At 55.3% G+C, this 26,491-nt stretch carries 18 protein-coding genes; 11 read left to right on the top strand and 7 right to left on the bottom strand.

Going from position 1 to position 26,491, the window contains the following annotated elements; all coding sequences use genetic code 11:
* Positions 1 to 209 precede the first annotated feature (209 nt).
* The 4 genes from AWR27_RS17865 (at position 210) to AWR27_RS17850 (ending at position 4,576) form a co-directional block, all read left to right on the top strand.
* The gene (locus AWR27_RS17865; protein ID WP_077134058.1) at positions 210 to 971 is read left to right on the top strand and encodes a DUF547 domain-containing protein; all 762 of its coding nucleotides are present in this window, start codon (positions 210 to 212) and stop codon (positions 969 to 971) included.
* Position 972: 1 nt separating this feature from the next.
* Positions 973 to 2,298 carry an NAD(P)/FAD-dependent oxidoreductase gene (locus AWR27_RS17860; protein ID WP_077132454.1) on the top strand — a complete coding sequence of 442 codons (1,326 nt, stop codon included), beginning with the start codon at positions 973 to 975 and terminating at the stop codon, positions 2,296 to 2,298.
* 17 nt (positions 2,299 to 2,315) lie between these two features.
* Positions 2,316 to 3,884, top strand: a complete 1,569-nt coding sequence (locus AWR27_RS17855; protein WP_077132453.1) for a 4Fe-4S binding protein — start codon at positions 2,316 to 2,318, stop codon at positions 3,882 to 3,884.
* A gap of 95 nt (positions 3,885 to 3,979) precedes the next feature.
* Positions 3,980 to 4,576 (top strand): DUF6134 family protein, encoded by a 597-nt coding sequence (locus AWR27_RS17850; protein ID WP_157579260.1) that lies wholly within the window; start codon positions 3,980 to 3,982, stop codon positions 4,574 to 4,576.
* On the opposite strand, the gene AWR27_RS17845 is transcribed toward AWR27_RS17850, so the two are convergent.
* The 7 genes from AWR27_RS17845 to AWR27_RS17815 all read right to left on the bottom strand — a co-directional run bounded on the left by AWR27_RS17845 (position 4,536) and on the right by AWR27_RS17815 (position 17,432).
* Positions 4,536 to 7,724 (bottom strand): VCBS repeat-containing protein, encoded by a 3,189-nt coding sequence (locus tag AWR27_RS17845; protein ID WP_157579259.1) that lies wholly within the window; start codon positions 7,722 to 7,724, stop codon positions 4,536 to 4,538. The two genes, AWR27_RS17850 and AWR27_RS17845, sit on opposite strands and share 41 nt — an antisense overlap.
* A gap of 164 nt (positions 7,725 to 7,888) precedes the next feature.
* Complete coding sequence (locus tag AWR27_RS17840) at positions 7,889 to 9,019, bottom strand: glycoside hydrolase family 76 protein (protein WP_083733022.1); 1,131 nt, start codon at positions 9,017 to 9,019, stop codon at positions 7,889 to 7,891.
* A gap of 200 nt (positions 9,020 to 9,219) precedes the next feature.
* Positions 9,220 to 10,356: a SusE domain-containing protein gene (locus AWR27_RS17835; RefSeq protein ID WP_077134057.1), complete on the bottom strand. Its 1,137-nt coding sequence runs from the start codon at positions 10,354 to 10,356 to the stop codon at positions 9,220 to 9,222.
* A 35-nt stretch (positions 10,357 to 10,391) separates the two neighbouring features.
* The gene (locus AWR27_RS17830) at positions 10,392 to 12,017 is read right to left on the bottom strand and encodes a RagB/SusD family nutrient uptake outer membrane protein (RefSeq protein WP_077132449.1); all 1,626 of its coding nucleotides are present in this window, start codon (positions 12,015 to 12,017) and stop codon (positions 10,392 to 10,394) included.
* 104 nt (positions 12,018 to 12,121) lie between these two features.
* A complete protein-coding gene (locus tag AWR27_RS17825) occupies positions 12,122 to 15,631 on the bottom strand; it encodes a SusC/RagA family TonB-linked outer membrane protein (protein ID WP_077132448.1) in 3,510 nt (1,169 codons plus the stop codon).
* A 22-nt stretch (positions 15,632 to 15,653) separates the two neighbouring features.
* Positions 15,654 to 16,664: a FecR family protein gene (locus AWR27_RS17820; RefSeq protein ID WP_077132447.1), complete on the bottom strand. Its 1,011-nt coding sequence runs from the start codon at positions 16,662 to 16,664 to the stop codon at positions 15,654 to 15,656.
* Positions 16,665 to 16,739: 75 nt separating this feature from the next.
* The gene (locus tag AWR27_RS17815; protein ID WP_232325865.1) at positions 16,740 to 17,432 is read right to left on the bottom strand and encodes an RNA polymerase sigma-70 factor; all 693 of its coding nucleotides are present in this window, start codon (positions 17,430 to 17,432) and stop codon (positions 16,740 to 16,742) included.
* A gap of 221 nt (positions 17,433 to 17,653) precedes the next feature.
* Here AWR27_RS17815 and rplM point away from each other — a divergent pair, with 221 nt between their 5' ends.
* The 7 genes from rplM to AWR27_RS17775 all read left to right on the top strand — a co-directional run bounded on the left by rplM (position 17,654) and on the right by AWR27_RS17775 (position 26,486).
* Positions 17,654 to 18,097 carry a 50S ribosomal protein L13 gene (gene rplM / locus AWR27_RS17810; RefSeq protein WP_077132446.1) on the top strand — a complete coding sequence of 148 codons (444 nt, stop codon included), beginning with the start codon at positions 17,654 to 17,656 and terminating at the stop codon, positions 18,095 to 18,097.
* An 11-nt stretch (positions 18,098 to 18,108) separates the two neighbouring features.
* Positions 18,109 to 18,495 (top strand): 30S ribosomal protein S9, encoded by a 387-nt coding sequence (gene rpsI, locus AWR27_RS17805; RefSeq protein WP_077132445.1) that lies wholly within the window; start codon positions 18,109 to 18,111, stop codon positions 18,493 to 18,495.
* A 172-nt stretch (positions 18,496 to 18,667) separates the two neighbouring features.
* A complete protein-coding gene (gene rpsB / locus AWR27_RS17800; RefSeq protein WP_077134055.1) occupies positions 18,668 to 19,504 on the top strand; it encodes a 30S ribosomal protein S2 in 837 nt (278 codons plus the stop codon).
* 232 nt (positions 19,505 to 19,736) lie between these two features.
* On the top strand, positions 19,737 to 20,570 hold the full coding sequence (gene tsf / locus AWR27_RS17795) for a translation elongation factor Ts (protein WP_077132444.1): 834 nt from the start codon (positions 19,737 to 19,739) through the stop codon (positions 20,568 to 20,570).
* A gap of 495 nt (positions 20,571 to 21,065) precedes the next feature.
* Positions 21,066 to 21,686, top strand: a complete 621-nt coding sequence (locus tag AWR27_RS17785; RefSeq protein ID WP_077132442.1) for an RNA polymerase sigma factor — start codon at positions 21,066 to 21,068, stop codon at positions 21,684 to 21,686.
* Positions 21,687 to 21,757: 71 nt separating this feature from the next.
* Positions 21,758 to 22,909: a FecR family protein gene (locus AWR27_RS17780; protein ID WP_077132441.1), complete on the top strand. Its 1,152-nt coding sequence runs from the start codon at positions 21,758 to 21,760 to the stop codon at positions 22,907 to 22,909.
* A gap of 160 nt (positions 22,910 to 23,069) precedes the next feature.
* The gene (locus tag AWR27_RS17775; RefSeq protein WP_083732896.1) at positions 23,070 to 26,486 is read left to right on the top strand and encodes a TonB-dependent receptor; all 3,417 of its coding nucleotides are present in this window, start codon (positions 23,070 to 23,072) and stop codon (positions 26,484 to 26,486) included.
* Positions 26,487 to 26,491 lie beyond the last annotated feature (5 nt).

The raw sequence follows: 26,491 nt of genomic DNA, 5'->3' as shown, positions 1-26,491 counted from the left end.
AACCCCACCCCCGTCCCCTCCCCGTTAGGGAGGGGTGAGGAGCGCGAAGCTTCACAAGCTTCACCCCTCCCTAACGGGGAGGGGACGGGGGTGGGGTTAAGTACCTACGACGAAACAAGCCGTTGGGTTTTGTCGGTTACGCGACAAAAGATACCCGCAAAACCATCTATGTTTGTTTGTCGTAAGTAAAGGTGAACATAAAATCGATTATGAAAACGAAGACCATCATTACGCTACCATTGATTGTGCTGTTGTTCAGCGCATTAACGGCGTTTCGCGAACCAGCAGCCGCGCCAGTCGATCACGGAGCCTACGACCAACTGCTGAGAAAACACGTCGATGCCAAAGGACTCGTTGATTATAAGGGCTTTAAGAAAGACGAGAAGGCGTTTAACCAGTATTTGGATATGCTGAGTAAGAACCCGCCAACGGCGTCGTGGCCCAAAAACGAGCAGATGGCGTACTGGATCAACGCGTATAACGCCTACACGATTCGGCTCATTCTGGACCATTATCCGCTCAAAAGTATCAAAGACATCGGCTCCAGCATCAAAATTCCGTTCGTGACAACGCCCTGGGCTAAAAAATTCATCAAAATCGGCAACGAGACCATCAGCCTCGATAACATCGAACATGGCACGTTGCGGAAAAAATTCGACGACCCGCGCATTCACTTCGCCCTCGTGTGTGCGTCTATCTCCTGCCCACGCCTTCGCAACGAAGCCTTTACCGCCGACAAACTCGATAAGCAGTTAGACGATCAGGGCAGCGATTTTCTGAATAATGCGAGCAAAAACAAAATCGGTAAAGATGCCGCCCAACTGTCCAAGTATTTCGACTGGTACAAAGGCGACTGGAACGACAACGGGCAGTCGGTGGTGAAGTGGGTGAATAAATACGCAAACACCAAGATTAGCCCCAGCACGAAGATTTCGTTTCTGGATTACAACTGGAACCTGAACGAACAGTAGTGTGTCGCACCTCGTCATCATCGGAAACGGCATTGCTGGCATCACCACCGCCCGGCACGTTCGGCAGCAAAGCCCCGACCACCGCATTACGGTAATTTCGGCGGAGTCAGACCATTTTTTCTCGCGAACGGCCCTGATGTATATCTACATGGGCCACCTGAAATACGAACACACCAAGCCCTACGAGGACTGGTTCTGGGCTAAAAACCGTATTGATTTAAAGCGGGCGCGGGTCGAAGCTGTAGAGACCGATGCTAAACAACTTCGGTTAGACGACGGCTCGTTTCTGGGCTACGATCAGTTGGTGATTGCTACCGGCTCTAAACCGTCGTTTTTCGGCTGGCCGGGTCAGTATCTGACTGGTGTTCAGGGTTTATATGGTCTTCCCGACCTCGACGCGATGGAGCGCAATACGCAGGGAATCAGCCACGCCGTAGTGGTGGGCGGTGGCCTGATTGGTGTTGAAATGGCCGAAATGCTGCACTCGCGGCATATTTCCGTTACGATGCTCGTGCGCGAACGAACCTACTGGTCGTCGGTGCTACCCGCTGAGGAGGGCGAGTTAATTGGGCGGCACCTGCGTCGGCACGGTGTCGATTTGCAGTTGCAGACCGAACTCCGCGAGATTTTGCCCGACAGTCAGGGTCGCGTTCGGGCTATTGTGACGACCGATGGGCGGGAGATGCCGTGTCAATTTGTGGGGTTGGCGATTGGCGTAACGCCGAACGTTTCGTTGCTGGATGGAGCGGGCATCGACGTGAAGCGGGGCGTTTTAGTCAATGAATTTTTCGAGACCAACATTCCCAACGTGTACGCCGTGGGCGACTGCAACGAGTTTCGGGAGCCGGTGTTTGGCAGCGACGGTGCCCCGCGCAAAGCCAATGAGCAAATCTGGTACACAGGTCGGATGCACGGCGAAACGCTGGCCCAGACTCTCTGCGGAAAGCGAACCGCTTACCAGCCGGGCGTCTTTTTCAACTCAGCCAAATTCTTCGATATTGAATACCAGACCTACGGCACCGTAAACGCCCAACTGGCTGAGGGTGAGCAAACACTGTATTGGGAAGCCACCAACGGCGAACAATGTTTGCGGATTAATTACTTAGCCGATGGGCAGCGTGTTGTTGGCCTGCACGGTTTCGGTCTGCGGCTGCGCCACGCCGTAGTCGACCGCTGGATTCGCGACAAACAGCCGCTGAGTTATGTACTGGCCCGGCTCCGCGAAGCCAATTTTAACCCGGAGTTCGCCGATTTCGTAGTCGCCGAAAGCGATAACACACTCCGGTTAGACCGTTCACGAAACTGGCTGGCGCGGTTGTTTGCGTAGCCCAACCCACAACTCCTATGCAACCTATTCAACGCATCGGCCTCGCGCTCTTTATTGTTGGCCTCCTCGCGTTTGTCGGTACACTCACGCTGAGTCAGTACCGACTAACCGACGCCGTGCTGACGCAGACCGTCAAAAAGGAACACCTCGACCTGCTGCGGCAGGCCACCGCCGACATGCAGGGCAAAACGTACCCGTACTCGTTTGGGTTTGTGAGCGATTTGAAAGCCCGCATCAATCAACTGAACGAAGGCTACCGGCAGCGGAAGGAGTGGGACAAGGTCATCGGCGACAACTACGCGTTTTCGATTGCACGGGCCGCCAGCACTGGCTTTTTCCCGGCAAACAGCGGCTGGTTTTTTGCGCTGAGCGTATTGCTGGGCATCGTGGGGGCGTTGCTTTATATTCTTCCCAACCGTAAAAAAGAGCTAAATCGGGCCGTGCCGACAGTACGTAACAACGGCATTTTTAAAAACCCAGCTACGAACGGCGGCTGGATTGGCATCATCGTCGGTACGTTTCTGATTGGCTTTTACGTGCTGCTGTATTTCTTCCCCGAATACCTGACCAACTGGCTTATTCTGTTCGACCCGCTCAGCCGTGCCCTCAACGGCCAACCGGCCAGTCAGTGGTTCGTGTACGGCACCTTATACACGGCTGCTATTCTGGTGATGGGCGTCCGGATGCTCATCAAATACCGGCACAACCGCTACCAGCAACTCCGCACAGTGTCGGTCATGTTTTTCCAGACATGCTTCGCGTTTCTGATTCCCGAACTGCTGGCCTTTTTGCACCAACCCGCCATCGACCTGAAAAACATCTGGCCGCTCGATTATTCGTTCTACTTCGATTACCGCATCGACGAAAAAATCAAGGCCGGTACGTTCGGGATTTTTCTGCTTGTCTGGGGTACGGCCCTGTGGCTCATCGGTGTGCCGGTGCTGACCTATTTTTACGGCAAACGCTGGTACTGCTCGTGGGTATGCGGCTGCGGTGGCCTGGCCGAAACCCTCGGCGACCCCTACCGCCAACTGTCTGACAAACGTCTGGTTGCCTGGAAAATAGAACGCGTAGTGGTGCATAGTGTACTGGTGTTTGCCGTAGTGATGACGCTGGCCGTGGTGTACACCTACGCAACCGGGCAGTCGAGTTTACTTGGTTTCTTAGACTCGTATAGTTTGCGCTCAACCTACGGATTCTGGATTGGCGGGTTGTTTTCGGGCGTAGTCGGTACGGGCTTCTACCCGCTTTTGGGCAACCGCGTCTGGTGCCGGTTTGGGTGCCCGCTGGCGGCTTATCTCGGTTTGGTTCAGCGGTTTAAGTCGCGCTTTCGGATTACTACCAACGGCGGGCAGTGCATTTCGTGTGGCAACTGCTCGGCCTACTGCGAAATGGGTATCGACGTGCGCTGGTACGCGCAGCGCGGTCAGGACATCGTGCGGTCGTCGTGTGTGGGTTGTGGCGTATGCTCGTCGGTTTGCCCGCGCGGGGTGCTGAACTTGGAAACCGCCGACCCCAGTAGCCGCGTTCTCGACCCTATGCCGATTATTCTGGGGAACGATGGCGTGCATGTGAGAGGGGTTTAAACGCCGGGAATACGGAAGTAGCGCAGAGTTTGTAGCTTTGCAGAAAACGTTTCATTGTGACGATTAACCATCTCGTAGTTGCGTGTCTTCTACTTTTGCTAACTATTTGCCCATCCGTAACGTATGCACAAAAAGAAACTGCCGAAACGCGCCGGTACGCCATTGAGGTAGCGGGGGCGCAGGTCGGCACTCTGACCGCCACCCGGAAAATACAGCCTGATGGTCAATGGTTTTACACGCTCATCAGCGACGTAAAGGTTAACTTTCTGATCTACAAGCTGAAAATTTATTACAAAGTCGATAATCTGGTTCGGCAGGGTCAGTTGATGCGGTCAACGGTAGAAACGCATACTAACCGGGGCGATTATGTGTCGCGCACGGAGTGGAAAGGCGATCATTACGACATCGTCGCGCAGCAGTACAAACACGACCTGACAACCACCGAACGCGCCCTGATCGATTATACAATCACAGACCTCTATTTCACCGAACCAACCCACCACAAGCGGGCCTATGCCGAGTATTTCGGTGATTTTTCCGCGATTAGCCGCACACCCAAAGGCAGCTACCTTGCTGCCCGGCGTGATGGTCGCGCAGATGAATACACCTACGAAAATGGTCAGTTAGTGAAAGTCATCAAAAAGAATCCACTCAAAAACTTCGTGATTCGGTTACTACCTGCGGGAAAATGAGTTTCTCCTGCACCAACCGCAACGGGCCGTTGTTGAACGCCAGCAACAGGGCATACTGACCGTTGGCAAGCCGAATACGTTTGGCATCGCGCAGTTGACCGCTCAGGGGCAGATAATTCCGAACAAGGCCGGTTTGGGGCGAAAACAGGGTAGGAGGCAGGGCATCGTAACGGCCCTCGTAAGGTAGCACGTCGTAGAAGTTGCCGCCCGCCAGCATCAATCCCTTTTCGAGTGGGGCAAAACAAAAAATGGGCGCGGTTTGCAGCGCGTTGGGCAGCGGCTCGGCCACGAGCCTACCGTTTTTATTCCGCAACAGGCACGACATCAGCATTTCTACGCTCAGTTGTCGGGCGTTGGTCAAGGTACTGCCGAATAGTTCGGATGCGGTCAGGCCCGCCTGTTCGCGGTAGTACAAGTACTTCTTTTTCAGGTACGGCAACCGGCTTTCAAGTTTGTCTTTGCCCAGAAATGGGTAATTGCGACCGTTGCGCGTAACGGTCAGCAGGGCGTCGGTTTCGCCGTTCTGGTCGGGGTCGGCCAGATAGAGCCGCAGGGGCAGGGCGTTGAGTTTGCTGTTCAGACCCCAGTTGCCCGCCAGAAAATCGGTGTCACCATCGTGGTCGGCGTCGAGTGGTACGAGACAGTTCCAAAGGCCGCTGCTGTTGGCGAGGGGCGTTGGCTGACCGAGCTGCCCGCGTTCGTTCATCAGCACTGTAACGGGCATCCAATGGCCCACCACCACCAGATCGGGCCAGCCGTCGGCGTTCAGGTCGGTCCATTGCGCGTCTGTCACCATCCCCAGATTCAACGCATTCACCGTAAACCCCTTTACCTTACTCCTTGCTCTCGTCAATAACACCGACGTTGGCATGGCACCGTACTGCCGGGCATTTACGCGCCCGCCCACAAACAAATCCGGCACACCGTCGCGGTTAAAATCGGTGGCCCGAACGCAGCTTTTGTTTTCGTACATAGGTGGTAAGTTATTGTCTTTCTGAAAGTTACCACACCCGTCGTTGCGGTAAAGCCGGTCGGCCAGTGCGCTGTCGGTGCCGAACGCTTCATTACCGCCACTGACCACATACAGGTCAAGGTCGCGGTCGGCGTCGGCATCGAAAAACAGCGCGTCAACGTCTTCATGAATCGCATCGGCCAGAAATTCGGCCTGATTGGTTTGGCGAAATCCGCCCGTTGGCGATTGCACGAACAAGGCACCGGGTTGCTGTTTGGCTCCGCAAACGTAAAAGTCGTCTAAATCGTCGCCGTTCACGTCGCCCACGGCCAGTCGGGGGCCTTGCGTCGAGACTTTGTGTGGGATGAACGGGTTCACGGCGAAGTCGTTGAACATATTTTCGCGGTGCTGCCAGAGCGTATCCGCCCGTAATGCCATAGCTCCAGGATATGGCCTTGCTGAAATGACTTTGCTTTGACGCGGTTGTTCAGCAAAGAGAATGTCGATGCGCTGATTGGCTTTCACGTTTTGCACTATTTGCCGGTTGCCATCCGGCCAGCGCACCACCACACTGTCGGCCACGGTCGCCGTGTCTAAACCAATGTGCAGCACCGGCCACACCGACGACAGAAACCCGCGCGTCGGCATCTGATGTACGCTACGGCACTGCCCCCGGCTCCAAACGTCGACCCGCGTACCGACACCCATCGAATTGCCTACCAGACCTTGTAGATTGATTTGCAGGTAGTTGCGTTTGGGTGCGTCGTTGCGGTAGATGCCTGCCGGTTCGTTCACGCGGTTGATAACAATGTCGAGGTCGCCATCGTTGTCGAGGTCGGCGTAGGCGGCTCCGTTGCTGAGCGTGGGCCGGTCGAAACCCGCATTGGCAGAGCGGTCAGTGAAGCGGTTGCCAGTGTTTTCAAAGAAACAGTCGGCCACGCGGCCCTCCGGCATTTGGGCAATTAACTCCGTCAGCCGCTGCCGATTGGCTACTTGTGTCGTTCGATGATTATCGCCAATGAATTTAATGAAATCGAGGTCGTTGGTTCGGTGTTGGATGCCGTTGGTAATCAGCAGATCGGCGCGGCCATCGTTGGTGAAATCGGCCAGCAGCGGTGCCCAACTCCAGTCGGTAGCGGCCACGCCCAACAGCAGCGCACGGTCGCTGAACAGGCCGTTGCCGAGGTTGGTCTGAACGGTATTGCGCGAAAGTTGGTCGTGGAAGCCGAAGCTTTGTTTGTAGGTGTAGGTGTCCACCTCGTCGTCGCCTAATGAAGCTTTCAATACCCGTTCGTCGGCGGGCAGCATATCGAGCGTGACGATGTCGTTGCGCCCGTCGTTGTTATAATCGCCGATGGTGCAGCCCATCGAAAACCGGCTGTGATGGGCAAACAAGGTGCGGCCCTGCTCGGCGAACGTGACCCCACCCCAACCCCTCCCCAGAAGGGAGGGGCCAAAATCATCCGGCGGCAAAGCCCCTCCCTTCTGGGGAGGGGTTGGGGTGGGGTTCGCTATATAACAATAATCATTCTCGCGAAAATCGTTGCCAACGTAGATGTCGTCCCAACCGTCGTTGTTGAGGTCGCCCACAGCCACGCCTAAGCCGTAGGAAGCACCCGGATACAGCCCCGCCCGCTCAGTTACGTCAACGAACCGACCATTCTGATTTTCAAACAGTTTGCTGCCCGACTGTGCATCGGGCGTAAGCCGGGCCGAGGCATCGCGGTAGTCGTCGCGCAGGTCGATGGTGTGGTTCAGCAGAAAACAGTCGAGGTCGTTGTCGTGGTCGTAATCAAAGAAAACGGCCTGCGTTGAATGGCCTTGAAAATCAAGTCCGTAGCGGCCTGCTTCGTCGCGAAAGGTGCCGTTTTTCTGGTTGATAAACAGTTGATTGCGCGACGGCGGCAAGCCCGACAGGTTCACGGCGCAAACGTACAGGTCGGGCCAGCCATCGGCATTTAGGTCGGTCACGGTCGCGCCGGTAGTCCAGTGTGCCATGCCCGAAACGCCCGCCCGCGCTGTCTCGTCGGTAAAGCGAAAATTGCCCCGGTTGCGGTATAGCCGGTTGCCACCCCGCCGGTTCGCCGTAAAAAAAATATCGGTCAGCCCGTCGCGGTCGAAATCGGCGAGGGCCACGCCACCGCCGTTGTAGAAATACGGGTAGGTCAGAATATTGAGCGAGTCGGTATCGTGCACTTCATTCTGAAACGCAATGCCCGTTTCAGTGGCAGGCAGTTCGGTGAATAGTTTGTGCTGACAGGAGAGATGAAACGCAGAGGTGCAGAGAATGACGCAGAGAAAACAGAGAAATCTTTGCGTCCTCTGCGTTATTCTCTGCACCTCTGCGTTTAACTCATTTATCACAGCGCATTTCGGCTTTTGAGCAGGGCCATTGCCTCCATCAGCATGGCTCCGCTGAGTTGGGTTTTGAGTTCGGTACGGTTGCCGACGCGGGCGTTCCAGTTCGGGCCGAAGAGCAGGGCCGGGCGGGTAGTACCGTTGCGCCAGAGCGTTTCGGCGTTGAATTTCAGGTAGCTAACGTAGCGGCTCCGGGTGGTTTGCGGTGCGTCGGGTTCGAGGGCGAGCAGCGTCAGGTAGCGCACCAGAATTCCTTTGAACAGACCGCCATCGCCTTCACCTTCGTCGCGCATTAGCCCGCCCGTGGTCAGGCCCGGATCGCTGAGGGCGTTGTTGGCGGTTTTCAGGGCGTCGTTCAGGTACACGGCGTTGCCGGTTTGGCGGTAGAGTTCCAGCCCCGCCCCAATCCAGACGCCCTGGCAGTAGGTGAATTTCCAGTTCAGGTCAATCTGCCCGTTGCCGGTTCGGTTGATACCGTCGTACACCAGTCCGGTTTGTTCGTCTACGAGCGTTCGTTTCAGCCAGTCGTAAATGCGGTTGGCCCAGGCAAGGTCGTCGGGGCGTTTCAGGCGTTGGTACAGCCGGATTGCCAATATGGCCGATGGGCCGTTGGACGGCGTGTTTTTGTAATCGCGTTGTCCTTTCCGCCAGGCAATGCCCCCGCCCTGACTGGTGTTCCAGCCGGTTTTTATGTCGTCCCAGACGCGCAGGGTGGCATCGAGCCATTTCTGGTCTTTCGTGGCGTCGTAGGCCCGCAGCATCGCCAGCGCGTTCCAGGCCATGTCGTCGTAATATTCGTTCAGAAACGTGTTGCCATTGGCGCGGTTTACGCCCACAAACCAGTCGTTCATTAGTGCCACGTAGCGGGCGTCGCTGGTGCGCTGGTAGGCGTCAACAAGTACGTCCAGCGCGTGGGCCTGCGGCCAGTACTGAAACTGCGTATCGCCCCGATTGTCGGTGTTGTAATAGCGACTGCCCGCGTTCCAGAAAGCGGTGTTCAGTACGGCGGTACTGCTGTCGGCAATGTTTGCCCACCCGAACACGTAAGCGGGCGTGGGCGGCAGGGCACCCTGCCCAACCGACGGGTCTTTGCAGTTGGATAACGTGCAGATAATCAGGAAAGCGGAAAGCATGGTACGAATCATTGTTGAGCGACGGTTACGAAAAAGAAACGCCCGAATCGGTGCCGGACGTTTCATACACTACCAACCTACGTAAATGAATAATGCAAAGTGTACAATGAAAAATGTATAACGTATAATGAAAGTGCCGGAAATCAATCAGATAGCCACCATCACCTCATCATTGCACATTTTTCATTATACATTTTTCACTACTTAATCGTTACCCGGTGAAAATATTGCGCCGTGGGAGTCAGTGACACCAGCAGATCAACGTTCTTGCCGTCAACGGCCCCGTTGAATTTGTACGAGTAATCCCACTGACTTTCAGCGATGGGGAACAGATAAAAATAACTTGCCGGGCTGTTGGCATCGGCGCGGGAGTTGTCGGAGTTGCTGCTACCATACCACTCATACGCGTCTTTACCATCGGCGCCTACCACGGTAAGCCGAAATTTATAGCGTTCCTCTTTGCCCCAGGGCACTGCCGGAAAGTCGATTTTGGTGTTGGTCAGCGTCCAGGTGCCGTTGCCCGTGTAGGTGAGCGGAAACCGCACGGCGTTGTCGTTGCTGTACCATAACCCCAGCGATTTTACTTCGGTCAGGCGGGCGGCTGCGTTGTTGAAGTCGAGCGTTACTTTGTACACCTTCGAGGGCCCCGTAACGGTTGTCGTGCCGTTTTCCTTGATGTTGACGCCGTCTATGTAGAACGCTTTTGGTGTGCCGGTGGTGCGGTCGACGAAGCGGTACGTACCCGCTTTGAGCGAGGTGTAAACCTCGAACTCGCCCGGACGGACGGCCCGTAGTTTAATGGCTTTCGCCAGATCGGCCCCGGCTTCGGTGGCATCGCCGGTCAGAAAAATATCGGCGGGAATATCGGCAAAACCGGCTGGCCGTTCAACCTGCAACATCCGCGACGCACCAGCCTGCTTCACGTTGACGCCCCGTGACGCCAGCACCGTCCATTTCAGCTTGCCCGTTCCCAGCGATCCGATGCCTGCCAAAGCTGCCACTCGGTTGAGGTCGCGGTGGGCGATAGTGGCTTTGTTCAACACGCCGTTGTTGTCGGACGTAATTTTATAAATGGGTTTCGAGAAATCGCCGGTTTCTTTATCGAAAGCCACTTCGTAGAGTACCAGCGTACCATCCTGCGCGCGGGCCTGCCCCCACTCGAACACCACCGCAGCGGGCGTAGCGGGCTGGAGTTTCACGAATCGGTTGTCGTCGGGGCTGAAGAAGTTACCAACGTCGCTGATTGTAACGTCGAGGTCGCGGCCCGGCTCGGTACACTGCGTCAGCAGCCCCGCCAGGCCACCAACTAAAAGGAGAAAGGTAAGTATGCGTTTCATGACTGTTGTTTGTCGGTTTATCTGTTTACTGAAAATCACCAGCCCGGATTTTGGGCCAAGTTAGTGTTGAGATCGCGTTCGAGTTGCGGAATGGGCCAGAGGTAGTTTTTAGCCGGGTCGAAGCTGCGCCGGTCAACGCGGGCGTAGCCGTTGTCGACGGTGGGATCGCCAAATTTGGCTCCGCGCGCAAAGCCGTTCAATACCGTTTCGGCGATGCGCCACCGCCGAATGTCGAAAATCCGCAGCCCTTCCATCGCCAGTTCCGACCGCCGTTCGCGCCGGACAACTGCCCGCAGCGCAACCTGATTGGCCCCCGCCGGGAAGTTCAGCGCGTTGGCATCGGTGAAGCCCGCCCGCCGACGCAGTGCACCGATGGTGGTGTTCCAGACGCCCGCATCCAACTGATTCAGTTCGTTTTTGGCTTCGGCATACATCAGCAGCACGTCGGCGTAGCGAATCAGCATCAGGTTCAGCCCTGACTGAAAATTGGCGTTCGACGTTGGGTCGTAGTATTTCCGAACGTAGTAGCCGGTGGTTGATGCGTTCTGTTTGCCGAATTCGTTACGGGCATCCTGCCCCACGGGCGTGCTGCCGGGCCGGATAAAGATGGTACTCGTGGTTCCGTCAGGTTTGGTCCACTGATACGCGTCATACACGATGGTGGCGGTCAGACGCGGGTCGCGGTTGTTGTATTGATCGGCTTCTACGAATCCCGAACCGGCCTCCGTAATGGTGCGCCCGTTGATGGTCAGGTAATCGTTGACCAATTCCTGTGTGGGCGCGAGGTTGTTCACCCGGTCGCCAATGGTGAGTGGCACAAAGTCGCGGAAGTTGCTCCAGGTCACGAGGTTTGGCGCAAACTGCATCGCCAGAATCGACTCCTGACTGTTTTCGTTCTGCGGCAAAAATAACCCGCTATACGACGGAAACAGGCCGTATGTACCATTGGTGGTGTTGTTGATGAGCTGTTCGCAGGTGGTGGCTACTTCCTGCCAGCGATTTTCGTAGAGCAGCACCCGCGCTTTCAGGGCAAGGGCCGCGCCTTTGGTGATGCGCCCGTTGTCGGCGGCTGCGTACTGTACGTTGGTCGGCAAGGCTGCGGCTGCGGCATCTAATTCGCTCAGCACAAAAGCCAGCACTTCGGCGCGGGGCGTCCGGGTCAGCGACCGCGATTGCTCAATCGAGACATCTTCTTTGAGAAGCGGCACGTCGCCAAACCACGTCATCAACTGAAAATAGTGATGCGCCCGAATAACCCGCGCTTCGGCCAGAATCCGGGCTTTTAGAGTCGGGTCGAGGTTCGGTACGCGGTCGATGTTGGCTTGCAGGATATGCACCGTTTTGATACCCGCGTAGTGGAAATCCCACTCGTCTTTGAGCCGGGGCAGGGCCGCGTTGTAGCTGCCGCGCCCGATGGAGTTGGCTCCGGCGGCATCGCCCAACTGATTGAAGGCGTTGTCGGACAGGGCCTCGTTATAGAAAAAATAGTCGCTCTTGAACAGGCCCGCATAGGCCGTGTTGAGAACGCTCAACGCCCGGTCGGCAGAAGTCCAGTAATTGGCCTCGGTGAAGCGGTTAGCCGGAGCCAGGTCGAGGTCTTTGCAGCCCCCCAGCCACAACGCGCCAGTTAGCAGGGCTATGTATGTGTAGGTTCGTTTCATGGTTCGTTTGTCAGTTACCCCACCCCAACCCCTCCCCAGAAGGGAGGGGCTTTGCCTCCGGATGGTTTTGGCCCCTCCCTTCTGGGGAGGGGTTGGGGTGGGGTTTAAAATGTTAAATCCAGGCCAAGTCCGTTGAACATGGGATTCGGGTAAATGCGACCGCTGTTGGCTTTGCCATCGGCATAGCCGAGGTTGCTGTTAAACTCCGACGATTCAGGGTCGATACCCACCTGCATCCGGGTCAGCGTCACGAGGTTCTGTCCGGTGTAATAGATGCGGGCGCGACTCAGGCCGATTTTGCGGGTCAGCGTACCCGGCAGCGTATAGCCGAACTGCACGTTTTTCAGCCGGGCATATGCTGCGTTTTGCAGGAAAAAATTAGAGCCAACGCCGTAGTTATTGTTCGAGGCCGAACCGATAGTCAGGCGCGGGTAAGCCGCGTTGGGGCTTACGGGTGTCCAGTAATCGGTCTGGTGCTTGAAAATGGCATCGACGTAGGGACCGTGGAAGGGCTGGAACGCTTCGCCCCGCAAAAACATGGCCCGCCGACCAACGCCCTGCACAAACAGGTTGAGGTCGAAGCCTTTCCAGGTCACGTTGTAGGTGGCCCCGAAGGTGTAGCGCGGAAACGGATTGCCCAGCACCACCCGGTCGTTTTCGTTGATGATGCCATCGCCGTTCTGGTCTTTGTAACGGATGTCGCCCGGTCGCAAATCGGCCTGATTCACGAACGACGGAAATGGCCCGGTCTGCAACTGTTCGAGGTTCTGAAAGTAGCCATCGGTCTGATACCCAAAATACGACCGCACCGGCAACCCCTCTTTCAAAATGATTGCCAACTCGCCAATCTGGTTGATGTTGGTCTGCCCATCGAGCCGAACCACGCGGTTGCGGCTGTCGGCCACGTTCAGCGTCAGGCTGTGGCGGGCCTGCCCAACGGTTTGCCGGTACGTAGCCGACACTTCCCAACCCTGATTGCGTACCTGAGCCGCGTTGAAGTCGGGCACGGCATTGGGAAACGCGCCGTTGATGGTGCCCTGATTGCCGCCAAACAGGCCCGGCACCGAGGGGTTGATAAGAATGTCGCGGGTCAGCTTGTCGAAGTAATCGAGCGAGAACGTCAGCCGGTTTCGCAGCACAGCCGCGTCTAAACCGAGGTTAAACGTCTGCGCCCGTTCCCAGGTAATGTTGGGGTTTGCCAGGCTGATGCCCGTGCCAGCCACTGGCGCGTTGTTGAAGGCATACACGTTTGGCACAGCGAAATAAGTGCTTTGGTACTGAAAATCGCCCACGTTCTGATTGCCCAGCACCCCAAACGACGCCCGCAGTTTCCAGTCGCCGAAACGGTCGCGCAGGCCGCGTGCGAAGCTCTCTTCGGTCAGCCGCCACGCTGCTGCCACCGACGGAAAAAAGCCCCACCGGTTGCCAGCCGCAAAGCGCGACGAACCATCGTAACGGAAGTTAAATTCAGCAATGTAGCGGTCGGCAAATGAGTAATTCACCCGCCCGAATACGCTCGACAGCGCGTTTTGACCCGTGCGGAAATCCGTGTTGGCGTTGGTATTTACCGTGCTGGGCAGCACCACCGTGCGCGACAGGTCGGTGCCAAGATCGTTGTCGACGTCGCGTTTTTCGACCCGGTTGAACTGGCTGGTGTAGCCTTCGTTCGAGAAGCCGAGCAAGGCACTGATGGCGTGTTGTTTCACCTGCGTGTCGTACTGCGCCATCAGTTGCAGGTTTGTAAACAGCGACTTCTGGTTTTCGTCTTTGATGCTGGCCGTGTTGGCCGTGCCGCCCACGTAGGGCAGGTAGTTGATGGCCCGCTGAAACTGATACTGGTGGTTGGCGTTCAGTTCGCCCCCGAACAGCCCACGCAGTTTAAAGCCTTTCACTACTTCCCATTCTGCCGATACGTTGCCATACACGTTATCGTTGTCGTATTGCCGCGTACCGCCTTTTTCGAGCAGGGCCAGCGGGTTGCTTTCCGACAAAATCGGCGACAGCACGTAGCGGCCCAGCGAGTCGGTGATGGGGTAGGTGCGGGGCATCCGGGCGGCATCGGCCACAATGAAGCCCGTGTCGAAGGCGTGTTCTTTGATCTGCGTTCGCGAGTAGGCCAGAATGCTCGTCAGCCGAACGGGACCGGTCTGGTGGGTCAGATTCAGGCGGTAGTTGTAGCGTTTCAAACCAAAATCAGGGCCTTTAAACTGGCTGTTCTGGTTCAGATAACCCGCCGAAATGTGGTACGTAGTTTGCGCATTGCCACCCGACACGCTCAGGTTGTGGTTCTGCTGCGGAGCCTGTTGCTTCAGAATCTCGTCTAAGTACCAGCCGTAAGACCCCTGCCGGTTGAACTGGGCAATCTGGTCGGGTGTGAAGGGCGCGGGCAGGCCGGAATTGACCAACGCTTCGTTTTTCAGCACGGCATATTCCCACGACTCCACGGGCCGACGCAGCAGCGCGGGCGTCTGAACGCCGTAGCTGCCGTTGTAGCTGACATTGGTGCGGCCCGTTTTCGAGCCTTTCTTGGTCGTCACCAAAATCACCCCGTTGGCCGACCGCGACCCGTAAATAGCGGCTGACCCGGCATCTTTCAGCACCGAAATCGTTTCAATGTCCGACGGGTTCAGCACGTCGAGCGAACCGGGAATACCGTCGATAATGATGAGCGGGCTGTTGTTGCCTAATGTGCTGATTCCCCGAATGTTGATGTTGAGTGGTGCCCCCGGTTCGGCAGAATTTTGCTGCACCACGAGGTTCGGCGAAATACCCTGCAATGCCTGCGATACGTTGATGACGGGCCGCCCCTGAATAGCCTCCTGCCCCACCTGATCGACCGCGCCCGTTACACTGGCCCGGCGTTGGGTGCCGTAGCCCACCACGACCACTTCGTTAAGAGCTTTGGTGTCGGGGGCAAGTTTCGGATTAATAACCGTCTGATTACCAACAACTACTTCGCGGGCTGCATACCCGATAAACGAAAACACCAGCGTAGCCCGCTCGTCGCGAACGCTCAGACTGTAGCGGCCCCGGTTGTCGGTAACGGTACCGTTTGTGGTTCCTTTTTCGGCTACTGTTACGCCCACCATGGGCGCGTTGTTTTCATCTGTCACTACACCCGAAACCGTCTGTTGCGTCATATCGGCTATGCGCCCCGGTAAGGTCAGCGCATCGGTTGTCCGGCCCAATTCGGTGGGGCGAACAACGCTGGTATTTAACAGCGGTCCAACGCCAATGTCGGCGGTTTTGCGGTTGAGGTGAGCAGGTGTTTTCGCACTTTCGTTTACGATAGAGTAGTACGTGGGGCTAATGCGTTCGTAGCGTAGACCGTGCGGTTGCAACACCTGTAGCAGACTGGCGTCGAGCGTTGCTTCGGGTTGGAGGTCGGCCCGCACGGTTTTGCTACGAATCAGGCGGCTTTCGTAGGTAAAGTACACCTTAAAGCGTCGTTCAAGGTCAAGCAGGGCGTCGCGCAGGGGCCGCTGTTTATTGCCAGGGGCCGTTTCGAGCCGGTGTCGGGTCGAAACGGTTTCCTGGGCCAGTGCAGGTATTTGTTGGCAAAGTACCAATGTCAATACGCTGCACCAAAGTCCGGTTCGATAATAGTAGTTCATACAGGTTGGTTAAAAGGGCGTTTCACCGCAGAATAATTCGGTCATCCTGCCGGTCGACGGCGAGGTTATACGATACCGAGAGGGTTTTCAGCACTACGTTCAAATCATTATTGGGCAGGGTGCCGGTCAGTTCGCGCCGGGCCAGTTCGCGGTTGCCGATAACGACCCGAATACCGTAGTAATCTTCAATTTGCTGGGCCACCTGACTGAGGGGCGTTTCATCGAAAACGAGCCGATTCGTGCGCCAGGCCGTGCGGACTTCGGGCTTCACGGTCGTTTTACGGAAGAGCGTATCGCCGGGCGTCAGGCTCGCCAGATCGCCCGGCTGCATCAGCAACGAACGCGGTTTCTCCTGCCCTCCCGGACGAGTAAAAAGCTGAACCTTACCTTCGTTCAACACCACTTCGGTTTTGCCCCGGCGTGTACTGACGTTGAACTTCGTACCCAGCACCTGCACGTCCAGCCGCGACGTATGAACTACAAATCGCTGATTATCAGTTGTGCGGGCAATGCTAAAAAAACCTTCACCGTCGAGCCACACTTCGCGATCAGTACGGCCCAGCATCCGCCGAAGAGCGGCAAAACGCGGCACCCGCAGCGTTGAATGGGCGTTGAGCGTAACGGTGCTGCCATCCCTCAAAGGCACGGCCCGCATTTGTCCGAACGGAACGCTGTAGCGTTCATAGGCCCAGGTTGCGCGGGTCAGCCACAGCCCGGCCACGAGCAGTATAGATGCCGCAATACGCCAGACCCAGCGGCTGTTGAGCTGCCGAACAACGGGCTGTTGATTGCCGGATTGGCTTTGGTAGGCAAACGGTTTTCGCCCGGCTATGAACGCTTCGTAGTCGCTCAAGGCCGTGGGTGTGTCGGGGTCGTACTGCCGGTGTTCGGTTTCCCATTTGGCAACGTAGTAATAATACACCTCCTCGTTGCCCGGTTCGCGCAGCCAGCCTTCAATTAATTTCTTTTGAAGGGGCGTTGCCCGACCGGCAAACAACTCATAGAGGATGTATTCCAGATTAGCGGGGGTCATGGGGTGATAATTAGAAGGATGAATGGGATAAGCGGCCTACTTATCAGAGACAAGCCAGCACCGTTTCACCCTACATCAATACATACTTAGGAAAAAGAGGAAGGCAAGAAATCCATTTTTAAGTACCCGGCGCAGGGTGGTGAGTGCCCGGCTGACGTTAGCTTCGACGGCTTTTACACTGATGCCCAGTTCGTCGGCAATGTCGCGGTAGGGTTTCTGCTCGAAGCGGCTCATCAGAAACACCCGGCGACACTGCGGGGGCAGGTCGGCAATGGTTTGATTGATGGTTGCATAGAGTTCATCGAATTGGAGGGCGTCGGCGGGTGAAGTCGGGTCGGTATCTTTCAGCGCAGCCGACGCGCCATCGGGAAACGAACCGGCGGTGTCGAGTTCGTCGCCCCGGCGGGCAAACTCCCAGCGCAGGTAATTGTAGGCCCGGTTGCGCACGGCTTTGAACAGATATGCCCGGTATGAGGTCGTTATACGCTCGAACGCCCGTTCGGTCCAGAAGTTACAAAAGACCTCACCCACAATGTCTTCGGCCACTTCCCTTGTATAAACGAACCGCAGAGCGTGGTTGCAGAGCGGGGCATGATACCGCCTGAACAGCCAGCTACAGCCCTGCTCGGGATTGGTCTGAAACAGTTGGCGCACTAAGGCTTCGTCGTCAATCATACGCACCGACGATACCGTTGGGTCAGATGCCGGCAGCAGAACGGGTACGTCGGAAGCGTTGGCCGGTTGGTTCATGGGGAAGGGTTCGTACAAAGTCGTCTATAATGATTTACAGACAATTTTGTACAAAACTACCCTACATAGGGTATGAACATTTTTTTGTGTGAAACCGGCTTTGTCTGAATGCTTTTACAATTTGGGGCATTGCTTTGTTTTTCAGCGTGATACCCCCTATATTTGCACTCCCGTTTGAGGACGGGTGCGTTCTCTGTACGCATAAATCAGTAGAAATCAACCAATTAGTCTCCATAACAGTGAATACGCTCAGTTACAAAACTATCTCTGCCAACAAAGAAACGGCGCAGAAGGATTGGGTTGTGGTTGACGCACAAGGCGAAGTACTTGGCCGGTTAGCCAGCCAGATTGCCCGCCTGATTCGCGGCAAGCACAAAACCAACTTCACGCCCCACGTTGATTGCGGGGATAACGTGATCGTCATCAATGCCGACAAGGTGCGCCTGACCGGCTCGAAGATGACCGACAAAGTGTACGTTCGGCACACGGGCTATCCCGGTGGTCAACGTTTCGCATCGCCCCGGCTGCTGCTCGAAAAGCACCCGGAGCGGATCATCGAACATGCCGTGCGCGGTATGTTGCCCAAAAATCGTCTGGGTCGCCGGTTGTTCACCAACCTGCACGTTTACGCCGGTGAAAAACACCCCCACGATGCACAGCAACCCACAGTCGTTAAATTCTAAGGCACAGACGAATGGATCGTATTAACACCATTGGCCGCCGGAAAACCGCCATTAGCCGCATTTATATGTCGGCAGGCAACGGGGCTATCACGGTAAACGGGAAAGATTACAAACAATATTTCCCTACCGAAGTACTGCAAATTATTCTGAACCAGCCCTTTGCGACCGTAAATGGCGTAGGTGGCTACGATGTGAAGGTAAACGTTCGTGGTGGGGGTGTGGCCGGTCAGGCCGAAGCAACCCGCATGGCAATTGCCCGCGCATTGGTCGAACTCAACGCTGAGTTCCGCCCGGCCCTCAAGAAAGAAGGCTTCCTGACACGGGATTCGCGTATGGTAGAACGGAAAAAATACGGTCGCGCCAAAGCCCGTCGTCGGTTCCAGTTCTCGAAACGCTAATTTCAGTTATCAGTCAACAACCAACAGTTGCGCGATGCGCTCTACAGGTACACAACTGTTGGCTGCTTACTGATGACTGTTCACGGTAAAAGTCCAGACTGCGCTTAGATGATGCCGATGCGCGGTGCTGCGTAACACACATTTTTCATTTCACATTGTTCATTTTTCGGAAATGGCACAAATCGAATATAAAGACCTCCTCGACGCTGGTGTACACTTCGGACACTTAACGCGTAAGTGGGACCCCCGGATGGCTCCGTATATCTTCATGGAGAAAAACGGCATCCACATTATTGACCTCAACAAAACGGTTGCTGCTCTCGATGAAGCCTGCAATGCTATTAAAGGCATTGTACGCTCGGGCCGCAAGGTGATGTTCGTGGCAACTAAAAAACAGGCGCAGGAAATTGTTTCGGAAGAAGCGCGTCGCCTGAAGATGCCCTACGTTACCGACCGTTGGCAGGGTGGTATGCTCACCAACTTCGCCACAATCCGCAAGTCGTTGAAAAAAATGCAGACGCTTGACAAAATGCTGAAAGACGAGGAGACCGTCAAGAGCATTGCCAAGCGCGAGCGTTTGACCAGAAGCCGCGAAAAAGAGAAACTGGAGCGCGTATTGGGCGGTATTGCCGACCTGACCCGCCTGCCTGCTGCTTTGTTCGTGGTGGATGTGAAGCGTGAACACATTGCCGTAGCCGAAGCGCATCGGCTGGGTATTCCTGTGTTTGCTATGTGCGATACCAACTCGAACCCCGATGAGGTAGATTTCGCCATTCCCGCCAACGACGATGCTTACAAATCCATCGCGCTCATCACGCTGGCTATTGGGCGAGCCATCGAAGAGGGCCTTATGGAGCGTAAGCAGGATAAAGACGATCAGCGCGTTCAGGAGGAGGAAGAAGCCAAGCGGGTTGAAGACCTTGCTCAGGCCCGCGCCGAAGGTGAAACCGCTGCCCCTGAAGCAACGGCTCCTGTAGCCGAAGTAGCTGAAGACGAGCAGGAAGCATAATAAGGTTATAGAGTTTTAGAGTTATACAGTTGTAAAGTTGGCATCCGCCCGCCAGATAGGGCCGAACAACTTTACAACTACATAACCCTACAACTTTACAACTCAACTATATAATAGCCCGTAGCAGCCGCTATGGGCTATTGTGTGAATACATATGACTGGTGTTATGCGAACGTGAACATCAGTCTGCTATAGACAACTGAAAACTTAACAACTGAAACCTGTTTCAACAATGGCAATTACTGCTGCTGACGTAAACAAACTTCGGCAAGAGACCGGAGCCGGCATGATGGACTGTAAAAAAGCCCTGACCGAGGCCGACGGTGATTTTGACAAAGCAAAGGAGATTCTGCGTAAGCAGGGTCAGAAAATAGCCGATAAGCGGGCCGATAACGCGACCGCCGAAGGTATTGTACTGGCGCACGTAAGCGAAGACGGCACAAGTGGCAGAGTGATTGCCCTGGCCTGCGAAACCGAGCCGGTATCGAAAGTAGCCGATTTTCAGAACCTGGCAATGGCTGTGATGAGTACGGCTGTAGCAACCCACGCCACCGACAAAGAGGCTTTGCTGGCAACCCCACAGGCCGATGGCCGCACCTTGCAGGATCATATTACCGATCTGATGGGTAAAATCGGCGAGAAGATCGATGTCGTTTCGTTTGAGAGCGTATCAGCCGATAAAGTGGTGTCGTATATCCACTCGAATGGTAAGCTCGGCGTACTGGTCGGCCTGAGCAATACCAACGGCACCGACGTGGTGGAAGTTGGCAAAGATATTGCTATGCAGATTGCCGCCATGAAACCCATTGCACTGGATAAAGACGGAGTCGATGCCACGGTGATCGAGCGTGAAATTGAAATCGGCAAAGAGCAGGCTCGTCAGGAAGGCAAGCCCGAGGCTATGCTGGAGAAGATTGCACTGGGTAAACTGAATAAGTTCTATAAAGAAAATACGCTGTTAAATCAGGAGTTCGTAAAAGACAACTCATTGACGATTTCGCAGTTGTTAGAGAAAACCAGCAAAGGGTTGACCGTGTCGGCCTTCAAACGGGTGGCTATTGGTTAGTACGTGCTGTTAAATTGATTGTGAACATGAGTCATTCCGAATTTTAAGGGCTGGCCCAAAAAGAGAACCTCCTTTCTTAGCTTTGAGCATCACCACAACGCCAAAGCCAGAAAGGAGGTCTTTTTTATGCTCAAGCCATGTCCCCAAAATAACACCACGGCTGCTGTAAAGCCAACCATTAATGACTTTCTCGAGGCTAAGATTCAGCAATATCTCCAGCCCTTACAAGACCAATTGCTCCAACACATCGACAAGCGACTGGTCAGAACCTTTGCGGCTGGGCGTTGCGTAAGAATTCCCCTGCTTTAGCGGGGGGAGTGTCAAACAATCACCAGAAGCGGAGTAGAAAGTCGCGTAGTTATTCAGGAATATTCTTAAGCCTGCTTTTGTTAAAATATATGGTTGTTTTTAGGTTTAGTACTCTGTCCAGAAATTTTATACTTTTGAGCAGAACTGGTGGCTCTTCGGCCATGTCTTTCGGTTACGAACGCGCCTATGCCCAAACTGATACGTTATTCTGCTACGGACGATGAACTCTGGCAATGGGTTCGCGAGGATGAGGAGTCAGCCTTTACACGGCTCATGCAACGGTACACCGGGCAACTTATCAATTACGGGCGGAAGTGGTCGTTGGATGACGAATTGGTAAAAGACAGTGTGCAGGATGTTTTTATAGAGCTATGGCACCAACGACACCGAACACAACCAATCGAATCTATACAGGCTTACCTACTGGCATCTGTGCGGCACCGGATTGGGCGATTGGCACAACGAAATGCCAAATTTGGTAAATCGCTGGATGAGCGAATGACCAACGAGTTTACGCTTGTTTTTTCGGCTGAACAGCAGTGGATTGCTGATGAAGAAAGCCGATACCGCATCGACCAGCTAAACCGATACATCAATCAGCTACCGGCCCGGCAGCGGGAGGTGATTTATCTTAAATTCCACCAGAATCTTACCCAAAGCCAGATTGCCGAGGTAATGGGCCTTCAGTATCAGTCGGTATCGAACCTGCTCCAGCGGACGTTAGCCTCGCTTCGCAACAACCTTTCTGCCGAACTGTTCAGTTGTCTCTTCGGCTTAGTGGCGTCAGGTATTGCCCCTGCGTCATAAAATTTTTTCGCCCGGCATGGGTACATGATTAATGGCTCTGACTCCTACGGATAAAACCAAAGCAGTTTGCCATGCAAGCCTGGGCCTACTATTCAACCGCCGACGAGTTTCTGGCCGACGAGACATTTCGGGACTGGGTCCGGTCTGGCGCGTTTATGCAGCCGGACCATCCATTCACTCACTGGCTGAATGAACACCCCGCTTTGCTGATACCCGCCCGGCAGGGGGCTGAATTTCTGGCTGCAACTGCCCTCCACGAGCAGCCCGTTGCGGACACCGACGTACAGCAACTTATTGCGAACACCTGGCATACCATCCGCGAACGCGAAACAGACCCTATTGGGGCAGACCCCAAACTGATTTCGCTCTGGCATCGAACATTTACCCACTGGCGGGTGGCGGCTGCTATTACAGTAGTCGGTGGGCTGGTGAGTTGGCTCCTGCTAATAAACTCTGAAAGAGCTGGTTCTGCTGACAACACAATTGGCTTCTTACAAAAAGAATCGGAAAACAAGAGTGTTCAACGCGGCCCGACCGAACGCGGCCCGGCCTGGATAAAGGAGGCCAACCGAACGGCAGCCGATCAGCTTATCAGTCTTTCGGATGGCAGTGTGGTTTATCTACGGCCCAACAGCAGTCTGCGGCATCCGGTCAGTTTTGCGGCTGACCGCCGGGAGGTGGAACTCGTGGGCGAAGCGTTTTTTGAGGTCGCTAAAAACCCCAACCAACCCTTTTTCGTCCGTACCCAAACCTTGACCACCCGCGTAGTGGGCACCAGCTTTCTGGTGCGTGCGCTGGACCAACAGGCTTCTGTTCAGGTACGAACAGGACGTGTAGTGGTGTATGCCAACCAGACTCTGACCGCCCCCAGTCCACGTATCGTTACGCTTCAGGCTAACCAGCAGGTGACAGTTCGCCCTGCCGACGAGACCCTGCAACCCGAAACGGTGCAACAACCTTCGGCCCTTGCCCGGAAATTAAACCAGCAGTCGTTTTCGTTCAACGATGCTCCGATCACGACTGTACTGGATCAGGTGGCTCAAACCTATGGCATACGCATTGACTATGATGCTGTTCGCTTTGCCAACTGCCGTGTAACAACCACACTGGGCGACGAGCCATTGACCGAAAAACTCTCGGTGCTGGCCGAAGTGATTGGTCCCGATGCCCGCTACGAGGTGGATGGCAACCGAATCCGGTTTAGTGGACGCGGTTGCCCATGAACGTAAAGCCAGAACTTTTTATCTCACACAACCCTAATCGCCCATGCTCTGCTCTTAACCGTTGCGAACACAAAAAAGGCCGGGAGTGCGCCAACACCACCGGCCAATGAATGGCCCCGCCAAGGGCCTGTTTTCGAGTCTCGTCTAAATTCCCAAAAACATGCACAATACTACAAAAAACCGACGACAGTCGCGGGATTGTCTGTACCGAATCATGAAGGTTTCTGTGATTCAGCTCGTTATAGCAATCTGGTGTACGGGCATCACAACAGCCTACCCCCAGAAAAATCAGGGTTTACTCAACCGGCGCGTAACGCTGCGGGTGGAACGCATTCATCTGGAAGCGGCTCTGGAACAACTGAGCCGACAGGCCGACGTGCGCTTCTCATACAACACCCGGCTAATACCTGTCGGCCGCCCGGTCAGTATTCAAGCCACCAATGAACCGCTGGGGCAGGTACTCGACCGGCTGCTGACTCCGCTCAATCTGTATTACTCGGCCTACAGCCGCCAGATTGTGGTGAAGCCCCGCGATCCTGGTATGGGGCTGATCGAAAACAGCCCTGTACCCTCGTTCACTACTACCAACAACGTGGCCCTGACCATCAGCGGTACGGTAACGGGCGAAAACGGCGATGGGTTGCCGGGCGTGAATATCCTGCTGAAAGGCACTACCATTGGTACGGCTACCAACGCGCAGGGTCGATACTCGCTGACTATACCCAACAGCGAGGGAACACTGATCTTCTCCTACATCGGCTACGCTACGCAGGAGGTGGCTATCAACAGTCAGACGAGCCTGAACGTACAGTTGGTGCCAACGAATCAGGCCCTGAACGAGGTGGTTGTGGTAGGCTACGGCACCCAGCGCAAGGCCGATGTAACGGGAGCTACGGCCACCATTACCAGCAAAGATTTCAACACGGGCGTTATTAACAACCCGCTTCAGGCGGTGCAGGGGCGCGTGGCCGGGCTGAATATTTTTACCAACAACAGCGACCCGACCAACAACCGACCCGTGATTCGGCTGCGGGGCATTGCGTCGCTGACGGCCTCTGCCGAGCCGCTGATTGTGATTGATGGCGTACTGGGAGCTTCACTCAATGCCGTTGCGCCCGAAGACATTGAAAAGTTCGACGTACTCAAAGATGCATCGGCCTCGGCTATTTACGGGTCGAGAGGGGCCAACGGCGTGATTATCATCACCACCAAGCGCGGTCGTTCGGGGCGTACTGCGATTGATTACAACACTTACATAGGCTTCGATTCGCCTTATAAACTGCCCAACGTACTCAGCCCCGACGAATACGTAGCGAAATACAACGAGCTGAATCCCGGCAATCCCAACACGTCAACGGCCCGCACCGACTGGTTCAAGACCATCACGCGCACGGCGGTGAGCATGAGCCACAACCTCGGCGTTTCGGGCGGTTCCTCCACATTCAATTATCGGGGGTCGGTAGCGTATCTGAAGCAGCCGGGTATCGCGCTCAATTCGGGACTCGACCGGCTGAACACCCGGCTCAATCTCACGCAGCGCGGCCTGAACGACCGGCTCGACGTACAGCTAAACCTGTCGGCCAATCAGTACAACAAACAGTTTGTCGATTACGCAGCCTTTACCAGCGCGGTGGGCTATTTCCCGACCGAACCCGTTTATAATGCCGACGGTAGCCTGAATGCCCCGCCCATCAGCTTCAACAACGTAACACCGTACAAAGCCCTGACCGTACCAACCAATCAGGGGCGCGAAACACAGTTGCTGGGCAACCTGAAAGTGATACTGGAAGTGCTGCCCGGCCTGAAAGCGGGTGTCAATACGTCGTACAGTGTCTATAACAACACCTACGGCTATTTCCGACCCAAAACGTTTTTTGCCATCAACGGGCAAACCAACACGCAGGTGTCGTATGGTCGGCAGAGCAGCGATGAAGTGAGTGACCGACTGGTTGAGTACACGCTGGCCTACAACAAAACGGCTGGGTCGCATACCATCGGGGCGTTGGTGGGTTATACGTATCAGCAGTTGACAACCGAAGGTTTTGGTTTGCAGGCGCAGGATTTTCCCGACCAGTTTTCGTTCAATAACCTCGGTTCGGCCAATCAGACCCTGACTAAGAACGACATCTATTCGTACAAGTCGGAATCGAAGCTCGACGGGCTGCTGGCGCGGGTCAACTACAGCTACCGCGACAAATATTTGCTGACGGCCAACTTCCGGCGCGATGGGTCGTCGCGGTTTGGCAACAACAACCGCTACGGCTATTTTCCGTCGGTGTCGGTAGGCTGGAACCTGACGAATGAGCCGTTTTTACAGAACAACCGGCTCATCTCGAACCTGAAACTGCGGGTTGGCTACGGCGTGACGGGCAACCAGAACGGCATCTCCGACTACGCGTCGCGGCTGCTGTATGGTGCATCGGGCAACTACGCCAGCCCCACCACCGACCCCAACAACCCGATTCAGTTCAAAACGGCGTATTTCTTTTCGCAGAATGCCAACCCCAACCTGAAATGGGAAACCTCGGCTACGACCAATATCGGCGTGGACTTTGGTTTGCTGAACAATCGGCTGACGGGTGCCATCGAACTCTACAACAAAAACACCCGCAATCTGCTGTTCAATTACTCAGTGAATCCGGGCGACCGCTACGGCGATGGGCTAACTTACATCACCAACAGCTTCTTAGCCAACATTGGCACCATGAACAACCGGGGTGTTGAACTCTCGCTCGATTTTGCCGCCATCGACAAGAGCGACTTCACCTGGCGTACCTCGTTCAATATGGCTCATAACGTCAACAAAATTGTGCGGTTGTCGGGCGATGGGCTGACGTTTCCGGCAGATGGCATTCGATACGGGGTTATCTATGGCGGTACGAACGGCTACGGCCCTTATGCTGTGCTGAAAGAAGGCTTGCCGGTGGGTACGTTCTACGCGCCGAAAGAAGTGGGGCTGAACGATAAAGGCCAGCCACTCTACGAACGATTTGACGCACAGGGCAATACACTGGCCCCGACGACCGATCCCGGTCAGGCTACCAAGCAGAACATCGGCAATGCCCAGCCGAAAGTAACGCTCGGCTGGACCAATGCCTTTACGTACAAAAACTTCGACCTGACGGTGTTCTTCCGCTCGTCGCTCGGTCAGAAGGTCTATAACGCCGGCAGGATGGTCTTCGACAACCCGACTACGTTCCGGGCGGGCGACCTGCACCCTACCAATGTCTATCGGTCGGCGTTCGAGGGCGACAATGCTAACCTGAAAGTAGCCGGGGCCGTATCGAGCCGATACGTAGAGAGTGGCTCGTTCGTGCGGCTCGACAACCTGAATCTGGGCTACACGCTGCGGTTGCAAAAGACCTGGATTCGGTCGGTGCGGTTCTATGCTGCCGGGCAGAATCTGCTGCTGATTACGAAGTATTCGGGCTTAGACCCCGAAGTACGGGCAGGCACTACGACCAATACCTACGGTTCGCCCAGCAATGCGTCGGACAACCTTGCCTTTGGTCTCGACGACTTTTTCTTCTATCCCCGCGCCCGTACCGTTTCGGTGGGCCTGAATGCATCTTTCTAACCGAC

Origin of the sequence: Spirosoma montaniterrae (genome assembly GCF_001988955.1) — a bacterium.
Taxonomy (GTDB): Bacteria; Bacteroidota; Bacteroidia; order Cytophagales; family Spirosomataceae; genus Spirosoma; species Spirosoma montaniterrae.
Note: the sequence above shows the minus strand (reverse complement) of the source record. Positions and strands in the feature narration are given on the sequence as shown.